General features: G+C 71.5%; 9 protein-coding genes. 7 read left to right on the top strand and 2 right to left on the bottom strand.

The genetic code is table 11. The features are described 5' to 3' along the window. Positions 1-64 precede the first annotated feature (64 nt). The 4 genes from WME97_RS22655 (at position 65) to WME97_RS22640 (ending at position 6212) form a co-directional block, all read left to right on the top strand. Positions 65-1672, top strand: a complete 1608-nt coding sequence (locus tag WME97_RS22655; protein WP_437554825.1) for a pectinesterase family protein — start codon at positions 65-67, stop codon at positions 1670-1672. A 70-nt stretch (positions 1673-1742) separates the two neighbouring features. Beyond that, on the top strand, positions 1743-2816 hold the full coding sequence (gene uxuA, locus WME97_RS22650) for a mannonate dehydratase (protein ID WP_437554824.1): 1074 nt from the start codon (positions 1743-1745) through the stop codon (positions 2814-2816). Positions 2817-2934: 118 nt separating this feature from the next. Next, the gene (locus WME97_RS22645) at positions 2935-4209 is read left to right on the top strand and encodes a hypothetical protein (protein ID WP_437554823.1); all 1275 of its coding nucleotides are present in this window, start codon (positions 2935-2937) and stop codon (positions 4207-4209) included. After that, positions 4206-6212, top strand: a complete 2007-nt coding sequence (locus WME97_RS22640) for a hypothetical protein (RefSeq protein WP_437554822.1) — start codon at positions 4206-4208, stop codon at positions 6210-6212. Before WME97_RS22645 ends, WME97_RS22640 begins: the two co-directional genes overlap by 4 nt. Before the next feature lie 225 nt (positions 6213-6437). Here the strand turns inward: WME97_RS22640 and WME97_RS22635 are convergent, their stop codons facing one another. Further along, on the bottom strand, positions 6438-10109 hold the full coding sequence (locus WME97_RS22635; RefSeq protein WP_437554821.1) for a hydantoinase B/oxoprolinase family protein: 3672 nt from the start codon (positions 10107-10109) through the stop codon (positions 6438-6440). A gap of 311 nt (positions 10110-10420) precedes the next feature. Here WME97_RS22635 and WME97_RS22630 point away from each other — a divergent pair, with 311 nt between their 5' ends. Both WME97_RS22630 and WME97_RS22625 read left to right on the top strand, forming a co-directional pair. Then, a complete protein-coding gene (locus tag WME97_RS22630; protein WP_437554820.1) occupies positions 10421-11236 on the top strand; it encodes a hypothetical protein in 816 nt (271 codons plus the stop codon). Positions 11237-11412: 176 nt separating this feature from the next. Beyond that, positions 11413-13035: a protein kinase domain-containing protein gene (locus WME97_RS22625; protein WP_437554819.1), complete on the top strand. Its 1623-nt coding sequence runs from the start codon at positions 11413-11415 to the stop codon at positions 13033-13035. A gap of 5 nt (positions 13036-13040) precedes the next feature. On the opposite strand, the gene WME97_RS22620 is transcribed toward WME97_RS22625, so the two are convergent. After that, a complete protein-coding gene (locus WME97_RS22620; RefSeq protein ID WP_437554818.1) occupies positions 13041-13985 on the bottom strand; it encodes a LysR family transcriptional regulator in 945 nt (314 codons plus the stop codon). Positions 13986-14152: 167 nt separating this feature from the next. Between WME97_RS22620 and WME97_RS22615 the strand changes: the two genes are divergently transcribed. After that, on the top strand, positions 14153-15007 hold the full coding sequence (locus WME97_RS22615) for an SDR family oxidoreductase (protein ID WP_437554817.1): 855 nt from the start codon (positions 14153-14155) through the stop codon (positions 15005-15007). The last annotated feature ends 61 nt before the right edge of the window (positions 15008-15068 follow it).

The raw sequence follows: 15068 nt of genomic DNA, 5'->3' as shown, positions 1-15068 counted from the left end.
ACGTTCCGTGCCCTGAGCTCGGATTGCCAGGCCGCGCAGCGCCTTGATACCCTGCGCCGGCGCCATGATCCGCTCTCGACTTTTTCTCTTCGGGCTCCTCGGTCTGTGTTCGATCGCCTGCGAGGGCGCTGGGACGGCGGACGACACAAGCGCCGAGGCGTCCAGCGGCGCCTCGACGGCCGGCGCCTCGACGGCCGGCGCTTCGACGGCCGGCGCTTCGACCAGCGGCGGATCGACCGGCGGCGCGGCGTCGGGCGGCGGCGGGTCGACCAGCAGCGCGGCGTCGGGCGGCGCGGGAGAGGGCGGCGCCGGCGCGGCCGACGGCGGCGGCGGCGAGGGCACGGGCGCGAGCCAGGGCGACGGCGGCGCGGCCCCGGTCGATCTCCCTGACGGCGTGAGCGCGCTGTTCCCCGCGCCGGGCGCCCGGGGGCTGTGCCCGGATCCGCCGCTGCGCATCACGTTCCCCGGCGCTCCGAAGCTGGGCAGCGCGGGCGCCGTTCGCGTGTTCAACGCCGCCCGGCCGGGCGCGGCCGTCGCGACGGTCGACATGGCCTCGATGACCGTGAGCGCCACGATCGGCGGCCGGACGTTCAACGTACCTCGCCCGGTGTACGTGGACGGCAACGATGCTGTCGTGTCCTTGCCGTCGCGCGCGCTCGACTACGGCCAGTCCTACTACGTCACGGTCGACCCGGGCGCCATCGTCCCCCCGGGGGGCGGCTCGTTCGCGATCGCGGACGCGACGGCGTGGCGCTTCGACACGGCGGACGCAGGCCCGTCGAGCGTCTCGTCGCTCGATGTTGCGCTCGACGGCTCCGGCGACTTCTGCTCGGTGCAAGGCGCGCTCGACGCGGTCCCGGCGAATAACAGGGACAGCGTGCTCATCACCGTTCAGCGCGGGACCCACCACGGGGTCGTCTACTTCGAGGGCAAACACAAGATCACGCTGCGCGGGGCCGATCGCAAAGGCACGGTCCTGTCGGGTACGAACAACAACAACCTGAACCCGAGCACCAGGGGGCGCGCGCTCGTCGGCGCTGACAAGGTGAGCGATCTCATCATCGAGAACCTCACCATCCACAACCTGACGCCGCAGGGCGGCTCCCAGGCGGAGGCCCTGCGCCTCCAGGACTGCGACAGGTGCGTCGTGCGCGACGCCGACATCCTGAGCCTCCAGGACACGCTGCTCTGGTCCGGGCGCCTCTACGCGGACAACTGCACGATCTCTGGCAACGTCGACTTCGTGTGGGGCACGGGCGCGGCGTATTTCAACCGGTGCGAGATCAAGACGGTCGGTCGATCCGGCTACATCGTGCAGGCGCGCAACGGCGACGCTGGCTACGGCTATGTCTTCGTCGACTCGCGCATCACGAGCGACGCGGGCATCACGGGGAACACGCTGGCGAGGATCGACGTGAGCCAGTATCCGGCGAGCCACGTCGCGTACGTCAACTGCACGCTCGGCAGCCACATCTCGCGGGCGGGGTGGACGATCACGGGCGGGTCTCCTCCGCGCACCCTCCGCTTCTGGGAGTACCAGAGCCGGGACGTGGATGGACGCCTCATCGACACCAGCGGGCGTGTCGCCGGATCGACGCAGATCTCCGCGCAGCAAGCGGCGATGATGCGCGATCCAGCGATCGTGCTCGGCGGCTGGGTCCCTCCGAACTGAGCCGGCCGCGTGGCGCATCGAACCCTGAGCTCTGCACGGGATGACCCGTGACGCTGGAAGGACCGGAACGATGAAGATGACCTTTCGCTGGTACGGCGAGAACGACCCCGTGAAGCTCGAGTACATCCGTCAGATCCCGGGCATCTACGGCATCGTCTCGGCTATTTACGATGTGCCGGTGGGCGAGGTGTGGCCGGTCGAGCGGCTGCAGGCGCTCAGGGCGCGCGTCGAGGGCGTCGGCCTCCGGTTCGAGGTGGTGGAGAGCGTGCCGGTGCACGAGGACATCAAGCTCGGCAAGCCGACCCGCGAGCGGCTGATCGACAATTTCTGCCAGAATATCCGCAACTGCGCGGCCGCCGGCGTGAAGGTGATCTGCTACAACTTCATGCCGGTCTTCGACTGGACCCGCACCGAGATGGCCAGAGAGCTGCCCGACGGCTCGCTGACCCTGGCCTTCGACGCCGCGGCGGTGGCCGAGATCGACCCGGAACAAGGCATCTCGCTGCCCGGCTGGGACTCGAGCTACAAGCCGGAGCAGCTCCGCGCCGTCCTCGACGAGTACAGGAACGTCCGCGAAGAGGCCCTGTGGGAGCACCTGGAGCACTTCCTCCGGCGCATCATCCCGGTCGCCGAGGAGGTCGGCGTCCGCATGGCCATGCACCCGGACGACCCGCCCCGGCCGATCTTCGGCCTGCCGCGCATCGTCAAGAACCGCGACGATCTGATGCGCCTGGTGAAGACCGTCGACTCTCCGGCCAACGGCATCACGCTGTGCTCCGGCTCGCTGGGCGCCGATCTGTGCAACAACATCGTATCGCTTGTGCGCGAGTTCGGCGGCATGGGCCGCATCCCCTTCGGGCATCTGCGCAACGTGGCGGTCCAGGAGGACGGCACCTTCTTCGAGTCCGCCCACCTGTCCTGTGAAGGGTCGCTCGACATGGCCGCCATCGTGAAGGCGTACCATGACGTCGGCTTCGACGGTTATGTGCGCCCGGACCACGGCCGCATGATCTGGGGCGAGACCGGCAAGCCTGGATATGGCCTTTATGACCGCGCGCTGGGCCTCGTGTACCTGAATGGTCTGTGGGAGGCCACGTGCAAGCTCTCGCCCGGGCCCGCTGCCAAGGTGTCTGCCCCCGGATGAGCGGCTGAGCGGGCAGGGGACGCGGGGGCGCCGGCCTCGGCCGGGGGTCCGTCGCGGACGCCGACCGCCGGTCGCGACCTTTCACTTCCCGTGCCGCGGGGGCTAGAGTGTCGGCACCGTGCCTGCCACGACCCTCGACGACGCCTACCAGGCCCTCGAACTCAAGGCGCTCGAGCCCAACGACCCGGTCTACGTGCAGACCACCATCCCGGTCGGCAAGAGGCGTCAGCTGCCGCCCCTCGCGCGGCTGCGGGGCCAGCTCCTCAAGTCGAGCGAGCGGGACCGCTTCTTCCTGTCGGGGCACATCGGCAGCGGCAAGAGCACGGAGCTTAAGCGGCTCCTCGCCGACCATGACATCCTGCAGCGCTTTTACATCGTCGCGTTCGACATCGAGCCGGAGCACCAGCCGAGCCTCGCCTCGCACGAGCTCTTGTTCCTGATCGCGGCGCAGCTCTACGCGCGTGCCAGCGCGGACACGACGCTGGTGACGTTCGATCGGTCGGACCGATGGCTCGGCATTCTGCAGCGGATCGACGCCGCGCTCTACGGCCCGGCCGGGCTCGTGCAGAAGGGCGGGAAATTTGGCCTGAGTTTCGACCTCTTCTTCGTCAAGCTCAGCCAGGAGCTCGCCGTGGAGCAAGGTCGCCGCCGCGAGTTCCGCGGGTTCGCCGAGACCCAGGGAAGCGTGCTCGTCGAGCTCATCGACGCCCTCGTCGACGACATCGGGACGGCGCTGGTGCACGCCGGCCTCCCGCACCGCGTGCTCATCGTCGTCGACGATCTCGAGAAGCTGCGATCGAATGAGCAGTTCACCGAGATCTTCCACACCAACCTGGGGGCGCTCCTCGCGCCACACGTTCCCATACTGGTCACGGTGCCTCCTTCCGTCACCTTCGGCGGTCCGGGCGGCACCCTCGGAAGGAACGTCAACCACCTGCGTCCGATCCAGGTGCTGCGCAAGACGAACGTGCTGGATCCGACAGGTGCCGAGGACCCGACGGGCGTCGCCGTCATGCGAAGCATCTTCGACGCGCGCGTGGGCCCTGGGCTGTTCGACGCCGAGGTCGTCCGCGAAGCCGCCTTGTACTCCGGCGGGGTCGTGCGCGACTTCTTCAATCTCCTGCGGTTCGCGATCATCCAGGCGCAGATCTACAAGCAGGATCACGTCGATGAGATCGCGTGGGAGGACACCCTCACAGAGGAGAAGACCAGGTTCATCGCCACGCTCTATCCCAAGGACAAGGAGGCGCTCCGCGCCATACGCGAGGCGCACCTCCTGGCCGATGCGGGACAGCTCGAATACGCCCGGCGATCGGTCGTGATCGAGCACAACCACGACGGTATCTGGTGGGAGGTGGCGCCGATGCTCTGGGAGTGGCTGGATAAGGCGTGAGCCGGGTCGTGCGCAAGCTGCGGCGAGCGGACGAGCAACAGCTCCGCGGCCTCGAGGCCGCGCTGGGACGGGGGCATTTCGTGATCGTCGTCGCCGGCGACGCGGCCTGGCCGATCGTGCGCAGCGTGATCGGCGTCGAGGCGAGCGGCGAGTTCACGCTCGAGAACGGCGGCGATGTCGTGCAGATGTTCGACTCGCCTGCTGCGGCGGGCGAGGGCGTCGTCTTTCTGCACATCGGCGAGCCCGCGGCGGACGCGATGCTGGCGCTCAATCTCAACCGCGACAAGCTCCTCAGCCGGAAATGCCGCTTCCTGCTGCGCCTGCGCGGCATCGAGGCGTTTCAGCGCTTCGTGCGGGAGGCGCCGGACTGCTACTCGATCCGCGACGCCGTCGCCCTCATCGAACCTCAGGAGGCCATCGATCTCGAGCCGTCGCAGGAAGCTGAGCCCGACGTCGAGCATCGGATTGCCAACGAGCGCTCACCAGCTGCGTTGTTGGCCCTCGGGGTAGAGCTGCTCATGCAAGGCCGCTTGGAGGGCGGGTACCGCGCGCTCGATCGCGGGATCGCGCTCCTGGAGCGGAAGAAACGGCTCTCGGCGCACGACCGGTCGATACTGGCAGCGCTCCACTACCGTCGCGCCGATAGCACCATCAAGCAGGAGCGTCGCGCCCACATGCAGGAGGCGCTGCGCGTGCTCGGGCCGGTGCGGGACGAATTCCGCGAGCAGTACACCAAGATCATCTCGCAGCGCTCGGACTACTACGGCTCCGAGATCGCCGTGGCACGCGAGGCCCTCGATGGCGCAGAGCAGGCGACTCCGCCCAACCCGGATCTCGTTGCGCGGCAGCTCATCGTGCTTGCGGACGCCTACCTTTGCCGCAAGGACGCGCGGGGCGCGCGCGAAGCGTTAGGGCAGGCGCAAATGGCCTGGCTGGCGACCGAGAATCGCCTCTTCATGCACAGGTTGGAAGCGGTTCTCCTGATCACCGAAGGGCGCTGGAAGGAGGCGACGCACAGGCTAGAGGACAGCCTCCGTCAGACCGCGCAAGCAGGGCCCCGTCTCGGGATCCATTCGTTCGCGCTGGCGCTCTCCGACCTCCTCATCCGCCAGGGGGAGCTCGAGGCCGCCGTCGACGCCATCGCCTCCGTCGAGTCAGAGCAAGCCGACGAGCTCCGCCTGCATGTCCGCTGTTCGCAGGGGGAGCCTGACGCCCTTCGCGGCCTCGAGGATCTCGCCGACGTGATCGCGGGGGACGGCGATCTCTCCCGCGCGCTCGCGCGCGTCAGCGCCATCGCAGGCTGGACCCGACTCGCCGTGCGCGCCGGGCTCCTCGAAGGATGGAGCCTCGACCGCATGGACGCCGCCATTGCGGTGCTCGTTTCGCGAGTCACCGCTGTCGCGCCTGCGAACCCTCCGTGGGCGCGGATCGAGGCGGAGCTGCTCGTTGCGGGCAACCACCTCGCGCGCGCCGGATCGGAGCTGCTCGCCGCGGAAGCGGCCGAGAGCGCGTTGGCGCTCGCGCGTTCGGGCGCGCCCGAGCTCATCGCGGCGTGCGCTGGTCGCGTCGCCGTCGCGGCGCTCCGGTCCGGTTCGCTGGAGCGGCTCGATGCGCTGCTGGCCGACGCCGCCCGTGCGGCGGAGGCTCATCACCTTCCCGGGGAGGCAGCGCGGATCGCAGGCCTCCGGCTCTGGTACGCGATCCAGCGCGGCGCCGGCGTCGGCGAGGCGGAGCAAGCTCTCGATGATGCCTTTGCTCGCTCGGGGAGCGTCCTCGTGCAAGCCGAGGTGCTCCTGCGCGTCGGGCGCGGCGCAGGGCGGCGCGACCTCGTAGGGCGCGCCCGGCGCATCTACCACGCGCTGCCCTGGCCCGAGCGCGAAGGCGCGTGCCTCGAGGCGCTCGGCATGCCGCAGGCGGCGCGCGATCGGTACGAGGCGTTCGGGCTGCGGCTCGCGGCGCTGGCCGTCGATCGGAACCCCGGGCCCGCGCCCGTCGACGCGTGAGCGGCGGCTGCTACTGCGAGTCAGAAATCCTGCCAGTGCGCTCGTTTGCGAACGAAGAGAGATTTCAACGCAAAGGCGCAAAGACGCAAAGACGCAAAAAAGAAAAAAACTCTTATTCAGGTTCGCGCCTTTGCGCCTTTGCGCCTTTGCGTTGAAATCTCTCTCTGGATCCCTGGTCAGACTCCTGGTGGGCAGAACCAGTCGAAAGAGCGATCGCCCGCCTCCTCAGCCAGCCTCCGGCGCTCCGTACCCGCCGCCCCCCGGCGTCTCGATCACGAACACATCGCCGCTCCCCATCTCGACCGATCCGATGTGCCCCAGCACCTCGACCGAGCCGTCCGCGCGCACCACCAGGTTGCGCCCGGGCGCGCCCGCCATCCCGCCCGCCAGGCCGAACGCGGCTGTCGAGCGCCCGTTCGACAGGATCGACGCCGTCATCGGCTCCAGGAAGCGCACGGCGCGCGTGCCGCCGTTTCCGCCCGGAAAGCGCCCGGCCCCGCCCGAGCCCTCGCGGATCTCGTAGCGATCCAGCCGCACCGGGAAGCGGTGCTCCAGCACCTCCGGATCCGTCAAGCGCGAGTTCGTCATGTGGGTCTGCACGACGCTCGTCCCCGCGAAGCCGCGCTCGGCGCGCGCGCCACCGCCGCTCCCGCCGAGCTCGATGCCCGCCCCCGAGCCGCCCGAGATCGTCTCGTAGTACTGGAGCCGCTCGTTGCCGAACGTGAAGTTGTTCATCGTCGGCTGGCTGCTCGCGAGCACGCCGAGGGCCCCGTACAGCGCGTTCGTGACGCAGGTCGACACCTCGACGTTGCCGGCCACCACCGCGGCCGGCGGGCGCGGGCTCAGCATCGAACCCTCGGGGATGACGACCTCGATCGGCTTCAGGCAGCCCGCGTTGAGCGGGATGTCGTCGTCCACGAGCGTGCGGAAGACGTAGAGCACCGCGGCCATCGTCACAGCGCGGGGCGCGTTGAAGTTGTTCTCCATCTGCCCGGACGTGCCGGTGAAGTCCACGACCGCCGCGCGGCGCTCCCGGTCGATCCGGATCGCCACCTCGATCGTCGCGCCGTTGTCGAGCGGCAGCGAGAAGCGCCCGTCGTGGAGGAGCGCCGGGTCGAGCCGCGCGATCGCGAGGCGCACGCTCTCCTCGGCGTTGTCCTGCACGTGCTTCATGTAAGCCTGCACCGTCGGGAGGCCGAACTGCGCCACCATCGCGGCGAGCTCCTGCGCGCCCTTCTCGTTCGCCGCGATCTGCGCGCGCAGGTCGGCCAGGTTCTGCTGCGGGTTGCGCGCCGGGTAGGGCCCCCCGCCGAGCAGCGCCAGGATCTCCGCCTCGCGGAGCCGCCCGGCCTCGACCAGCTTCACGTTGTCGAGGAGGACGCCCTCCTCCGCGATCGTCCTGGAGAACGGCGGCATCGAGCCCGGCGTGATGCCGCCGATGTCCGCGTGATGGCCGCGCGACGCCACGTAGAACAGCACGCGATTCCCCGCCTCGTCGCCCTCGTCCCACACCGGCGTGACCACCGTCACGTCCGGCAGGTGGGTGCCGCCGCGGTAGGGATCGTTGAGCGCGTACACGTCCCCCGGCTTCATCCCCGGGTTCCGCGCGATCACGGTCTTGATCGACTCGCCCATCGAGCCGAGGTGCACCGGCATGTGCGGCGCGTTCGCGATCAGGCTGCCCTCCGCGTCGAACAGCGCGCACGAGAAGTCGAGCCGCTCCTTGATGTTGACCGAGTGGGCGGTGTTCTGGAGCCGCAGGCCCATCTGCTCGGCGATGTTCATGAACAGGTTGTTGAACACCTCCAGCATCACCGGGTCGACCTCGGTGCCCACCGCGCGCCGCGCCGGGCGCGGCGCCACCCGGGTGAGCACCATGTGGCCGAGCGCGGTGATCTCCGCCCTCCAGCCCGGCTCGACGACGGTCGTCGCGTTGGCCTCGGCCACGATGGCCGGCGCGTCGATCACCGCGCCGCGCCCGAGCCGCTCGCGCCGGTACAGCGCCGCGTCGTGCAGCGCCCCCTCGGCGTACATCCGCGCCCGGGCGTCGGCCTCGGGGTGGTGCGGGCGCGCCTCCGCGGGCCGCTCCTCGGCGGCCTCGCCCGGCCCGATCGCCTCCACGGAGACGCTCTCCAGGACGAGCGCCTTGTCCGGCATCAGGAAGGCGAACCGCCTGCGGTAGGCCGCGTCGAAGGCGGCGCGGATCGCCTCTGCGCTGCCGTCGGGCACGACGAGGGCGGTGTCGGTGCCCTCGTAGCGCACGTGGACGCGCCGGACGAGCCGCACCCGCTCCGGCGAGAACCCTTGCCCCACGAGCTCGGCCTCCGCGTCGCGGCCGATGCGCGCGAGCGCCTCGCGCGCTGCGCAGAGCCCCGCCTCGTCGAGGCGCCGCTCCACGGCCGCCTCGCGGATCGCGCTCTGGTCCGAGAGGCCCATGCCGTAGGCGGACAGGACCCCCGCGAGCGGGTGGACGAAGACGCGGCGCATGCCGAGCGCGTCGGCCACCGCGCACGCGTGCTGGCCGCCGGCGCCGCCGAAGCATTGCAGGGTGTACTGGGTGACGTCGTGCCCGCGCGCCACCGAGATCTTCTTCACCGCGTTGGCCATGTTCGCGACGGCGATCTGCAGGAAGCCCTCGGCCAGCTGCTCCGGCGTGATCGGGCGCGACGTGTCGCGCTGCACGTCGGCCGCCATGGCCCGGAAGCGCTGCTCGACGACCTCGCGGTCGAGCGGCGCGTCGGCGCCCGGGCCGAACACGTGCGGGAAGAACTCCGGCTGGATCTTGCCGAGCATCACGTTCGCGTCGGTGACGGCCAGCCGCCCGCCGCGGCGGTAGCACGCCGGCCCCGGGTTCGCGCCGGCCGACTCCGGCCCCACGCGCAGCCGCGCGCCGTCGAAGCCGAGGAGCGAGCCGCCCCCCGCGGCCACGGTGTGGATGCTCATCATCGGCGCGCGCATCCGGACGCCGGCCACCTGCGTCTCGAAGGCGCGCTCGAGCTCGCCGGCGTAGTGCGACACGTCGGTCGAGGTGCCGCCCATGTCGAAGCCGATCACCTTCTCGTGCCCGCCCGCGAGCGCGGTGCGCACCATGCCGACGATGCCGCCCGCCGGGCCGCTCAGGATCGCGTCCTTGCCCTGGAAGCGGCCGGCCAGCGTCAGCCCGCCGCTCGACTGCATGAAGTAGAGCGGCACGCCGGGCATCTGGCTGGCCACCTGCTCGACGTAGCGGCGCAGGATGGGCGACAGGTACGCGTCGACCACGGTGGTGTCGCCGCGCGAGACGAGCTTCATCAGCGGGCTCACCTCGTGCGACGCGGAGACCTGGGTGAAGCCGACCTCGCGCGCGATCTCGGCCGCCCGCCGCTCGTGCGCGGCGAACCGGTAGCCGTGCATGAAGACGATCGCGCAGGCGCGGATCCCGGCCTCGAACGCCTCCGAGAGCGGGCCGCGCAGCGCCTCGCCGTCGAGCGGCTCGGCCACCTCGCCGCGCGCGCCGACGCGCTCGCGGGCCTCGATCACGCGCTCGTAGAGCAGATCGTGCAGCGCGATGTGGCGATCGAACAGGCGAGGGCGGTTCTGGTAGCCGATGCGCAGCGCGTCGCGGAAGCCGCGCGTTGTGACCAGCACGGTGCGGTCCCCCTTGCGCTCGAGCAGCGCGTTCGTGGCCACCGTGGTGCCCATCTTCACGCACTCGACCTCGGCGGCAGAGATGACCTGACCGGGCGCGAGGCCGAGCAGGCGGCGGATCCCCTCGACCGCCGCGTCGGCGTACTGCTCGGGGTTCTCCGACAGGAGCTTGGCGGTGGTGAGCGAGCCGTCGGGCCGCCGGGCCACGACGTCCGTGAACGTGCCTCCGCGATCGATCCAGAACTGCCACTTGTGCGAGGTCGAGGTCATGGAACCCACTCCTTGCCGGCCGCCTCCTCCGCCGCGCTCCGCCCCGTCCTGCCAGCCGAAGGGCGGCAAGGCTAAGTTTTCATTGAACAATCTTCAACCGTCGGGAGGGTGGCCCCGCCCATGCCGACGGAAGCTCGCAGCGTCCCGCCGCGCGCAAGGGGGCGCCGCGCCGTCGCCCCGCGCGGCCTGCCGCCTCGCCGCGGTCCCATGGCAGCGTGCGTCCGCCCGGGAACCGGCGTTCAGCGCTGTACAACCGTTCGTGCGGCGTGATAAGCGCTCCATCGGCCCTCGAAACGAGAGGATCTGCTCGAATGTCCAGCAAGCAACCTCCTCCGCACGTCACCGCCGCCCACGCGGCGGGGCTGGCCGCGTTGCTCGGCGCGACGGACGCTGCCGCGGAGAACGAGCGCGCGGGGAGCGCGGAGCGGCACTTCGAGCGGTCACGAGGGGTGCGGTCAGCGCGACCCGGGCCGCGCGCGAAGCCCGCCGCTGGCCCCCACCCGCCGGGTGGCCCCTCGAACGCGGGCGGCGCGCGGGAGTACGTGTGCGCCGCGCCGACGCGCTCGCCGGTGCTGAACGCGTTCCTGAGCGAGCTCGGCACGGAAGGCGAAGCGCTCGTGCCGGCGCACGTCCACGTCTTCGACGAGCACACGCTCGCGCCCAGACTCGTCGAGCTCGCGCGCCAGCGGGTGGTCTCCATGCTGCTCGCCGTGGGCAGGACCGAGGTGGCCCTGACCCTGGCGCAGATGCCGTCGATCACCAACGAGCGCGCCGCGCGGCTCTTCATGCGGCAGGCGGTCCACGTCGGCGGCGATCTCGGGGCGATCACGGGCGACTACGCGCGGCACTACCGGCGCTCGGGGGCGCCGGAGCGCGACGACCAGCGCGCGGGCTGCATCATGGCCGCGTTCGCGGGACGCCTGAGCGCCATGGCGGAGAAGCTCCTCGGCCCGCACGTGCGCGCCGAGCTGCGCGCCGCCCTGGAGGCGCTGACGGCGCAGGGCAGCCCTCCCGCGCGGCGGGCGCGCGCGAGCGATCTCCGCGCGCCGCAGGGCGCCGGGCGAGGCGCCCCCGCGACGGCGGCGCGCGACGCCGCGAGCTCGGCGGCACGGCCGAGGCGCAAGTAGGCGGCGCGCGGCGCCGCGAGCGCGGCGATCCGGTCGAGCCGCAAGCAAGCGGCGCGCGGTCCGGGTCGGATCCCTGTTGCCGTGGGGTCGTTCGTTTGCTTCGTTGGGCGCGAGGCGCCCCGGCTGCTCGACTCTGAGCCCCTGGGGCGCGCGTTCCCAGCGAGAGGCCGAGGCTCATGAATTCGCTCGCAGAAGGCAGCGTCGTCGCCGGAAGATACCGCCTCGAGCGGATGCTCGCGCGGGGCGGGATGGGGGCGATCTGGGTGGCCCGGCACCTCCAGCTCGACGCCACGGTCGCGGTCAAGCTCATGGCGCCCGAGTACGCCGCCTCGTCCGCCGCGCGGGCGCGCTTCGAGCGGGAGGCGAGGGCCGCGGCGCAGCTCAAGATACCGAACGTCGTGCACGTGCACGATTACGGTCTCGAGGGCGACACGCCTTTCCTCGTGATGGAGCTCCTCGACGGCGAGGATCTCGAGACGCGGCTCTCGCGGGAGGGGCGCCTCTCCACCGCGGCCACGCTCGGCATCGTCACGCAGGTGTGCAAGGCCCTGCGTCGCGCGCACGAGGCGGGCATCGTCCACCGCGACCTCAAGCCCGCGAACCTCTTCCTCTCGCGGCAGGACGAGGACGAGCTCGTGAAGGTCCTCGACTTCGGCATCGCCAAGGCCCAGGGCACGCTGCTGGCCGGCAACGAGACGAAGACAGGCACGCTCGTCGGCTCGCCCTACTACATGAGCCCCGAGCAGGTGCGCCGCAGCAAGACCCTCGACTGGCGCAGCGATCTCTGGTCCGTCGGCGTGATCGCCTATCGCTGCCTCACCGGCCGTCTCCCGTTCCCGGGTGAAGAGATCGGCGAGGTGTTCGTGGCGATCTGCACGGAGGATGTCCCCCCCGCGTCCAGCGTCGTGCCGGAGCTCGGGCCCTCAGTGGATGGGTTCTTCTCGCGCGCGCTCGCGCGCGACCCGGCGCATCGGTTCCAGGGCGCGAGCGAGCTCGCCGAGGCGCTCGGCGCGGCGGCCTCCGCGGCGGGGTCGGAGCCCCGACCTCTCCAGCCGTCGGTTCCCGCGGAGGGCCCGCCTCCGCTGCTCGCCGTCCCCGGCGGCGCGCCGGCGGCGAGCCCAGATGCGATCGGGGCGCGTCCAGACGCGTCAGGGACGGGTCCAGACGCGATAGGGGCGCGTCCAGATGCGATAGGGGCGCGTCCAGATGCGATAGGGGCGCGTCCAGATGCAGCGAGCCCTGGAATGATGGGACCGAGCCCCGGCACGATGGGCGCCGCCTCCAGCGCGTCAATGCCCACGCTGCGGAACCAAGCAGGATCCCCCTTCCACGGCGCTCCGAGCGGTGGCGCCTCGGAGGGCGCCGCGCCGGCGTTCCAGGGGTCCATCAGCACATTGACGTCGGCAGGAAACACCCTCGCCCCGCGGAAAGCCGACAGCCGCCGCGCCTGGATCTCGCTGGCCCTGGGCGCGAGCGCGCTCGCCCTGGGGCTCGTCACTTACGCGGTCCTTCACGCCCCCGCGCCGGACGGCGAACCGGCGTCGCGGCCCGACCCGGCGGCCTCGCCTGCCTCCACGCCCGCGCTGCCCGCAGCCGCGCCGTCGACAGCGTCACCGGAGCCTCCGCCGCCCTCCCACAGCGCGACGGCCGCGCCGGGCGCGACAGCAGCCTCCGAGGCGCCGACCAGCGCGCCCGCGCCCGTGCGCACGCCGCCGGCGGTGTCATCGTCCGCCAGAAAACGGGCGCCGCTGCCCCCGAGGCCCCGGATCCCTCGGGACGATCCTACCGAGCACATGTGACCTCTTCATGCGCTGCTCCGAGCGGCGCCCGCTCCGTCCTCCTGCCGGTTGCGCAGCGCAGGGCTCATGCGCTCACGCACGAGGTCGAGGAACACCTTCACCTTCGGCGACAGGTGTCGCGTGCCGGGATAAACGGCGTGGAGCGGCACGTCGGCCGGGCTCCACCCGTCGAGCACGCGCGAGAGGCGCCCCTCGCGCACGTCCAGCTCGCAGCGCATGGTGGGCAGCATCCCGATGCCCACGCCCGCGAGCACGATCCGGTGGAGCACCTCGAGGTTGTTCGCCGTCGCCCGCGGCGTCACGCGCACCTCCGCGCGCCGCGCGCCGCGGTGGAGCACCCACCGCGCGCCGGGCGCCTCCCCCGCGCGCGCCCCCGCGGACACGAGGACGTCGTGGCCCGCGAGGTCCTCCGGCGCGCGCGGGGCGCCGCGGCGCGCGATGTACCCGGGGGCCGCCACGAGGCAGCGCGGGAGCGCCCCGAGGCGGCGCGCGACGAGCGAGGTGTCGCTGGGCGCGCCGATCCGCAGCGCCGCGTCGAACCCCTCCGCGACGAGGTCGACGATGCGATCCGTACAGACCACCTCCACGCTCGCCTCGGGGTGATCGCGCAGGTACTCCGCGACCACGCCGCCGATCCACCCGAAGTGCAGCGGCGCCGTGATTCGCAGGAGCCCGCGCGGCCCGTCCTGCATCTGCGTCACGGCCCGGTCCGCGTCGTCGACGTCGGCCACGATGCGCGCGCAGCGCTCGTAGTACGCGGCGCCGACGTCCGTGAGGCTGAGCTTGCGCGTGGTCCGCCGGAGCAGCTGCGCGCCGAGCCGCGCCTCGAGCTCGGACACCTTCCGGCTCACCGTCGACTTCGGCATCCCGAGCTCGCGCGCAGCCCGCGTGAAGCTGCCCGCCTGGACGACCCTGGTGAAGACCGCGATCTCGTTGAGGTCAGGCAACATCGAATTGTTCCAGCTATCGAACTGTTCTTCCTGCAGGTCAACACTAATCAAGGCCGTGGAACAGTCGTAGGTTCTCTCCCGGACGGGCGGCTCGGCGCGATGGAGACGCGACGGCTCACGCGCGGCGCGCAGGTTGATCCGAGGAGTCCACATGGAAGGAGACACGCATGTACTTGGTCACGGGTGCTACCGGGAACGTCGGGAAGGAAGTCGTCGATCAGCTCCTCTCCGCCGGAGAGAAGGTCCGAGTCTTCACGCGCGATGAGCGCAAGGTGGCCCACTGGGGAGCCAGGGTCGAGAAGGCCGTGGGAGACCTCGGCCGACAGGACACGATCGCGCCGGCCCTCGAGGGCGTGACGGCGGCGTTCCTGCTGCCGGTCGCGGACGCCGATGGCATCGATCACGTTCGAGGCTTCCTCGCAGCAGCGCAGGCGAGCGGCGCGCCCCGCATCGTCCTCCTGTCGAGCATCAGCGCCGGCGCGCCGACGGTGCAGCTAGCTCACCGGCATGCCGAGCGGGAACACCTCGTCAAGGCGTCGGGGCTCCGCTGGACGTTCGTCCGCCCTGGCACGTTCATGTCGAACACCTTCCAGTGGGCCCGGTCCATACGCGCCGAGCGCACGGTCTACAACCCGCATGGGGACGGCAAGACCGCGCCCGTCGCGCCGCGCGACATCGCCGCGGTCGCCGCGCGCGCGATGCTCACCGGAGAGCTCCTGGGACAGGCGCTGGAGGTGACGGGCCCCGAGCTCCTCAGCACGCCGGATCAGGTGGAGATCCTCGCGCGCGTCCTCGGCACGCCGCTGCGGCGCGTGGACGTCTCGGTCGACGCCGCCAGGCGGAGGATGATCGAGGCCGGGGCCCCTCCGTCGCTCGCCGCGGCCGTCGGCGAGCTCATCGAGCGTATCCGCGCGGGCAACGGCGCCGTGCGGACCGACACCGTCGAACGCGTGACGGGGCGGAGACCGACGACCTTCGAGGCCTGGGCGCGCGAGCACGCGCGGGCGTGGACCGGAGGCTGACGCTGGCGAGGACAGGCGATGTCGGCCCCGAGCGCCCGAGCGCGTCCAGGCCCCGCGCGCG

Origin of the sequence: Sorangium sp. So ce367 (assembly GCF_051520455.1) — a bacterium.
Classification (GTDB): domain Bacteria; phylum Myxococcota_A; class Polyangia; order Polyangiales; family Polyangiaceae; genus Sorangium; species Sorangium cellulosum_B.
The sequence above is the reverse complement of the archived record's forward strand: the minus strand, read 5'-3'. Positions and strand labels throughout refer to the sequence as shown.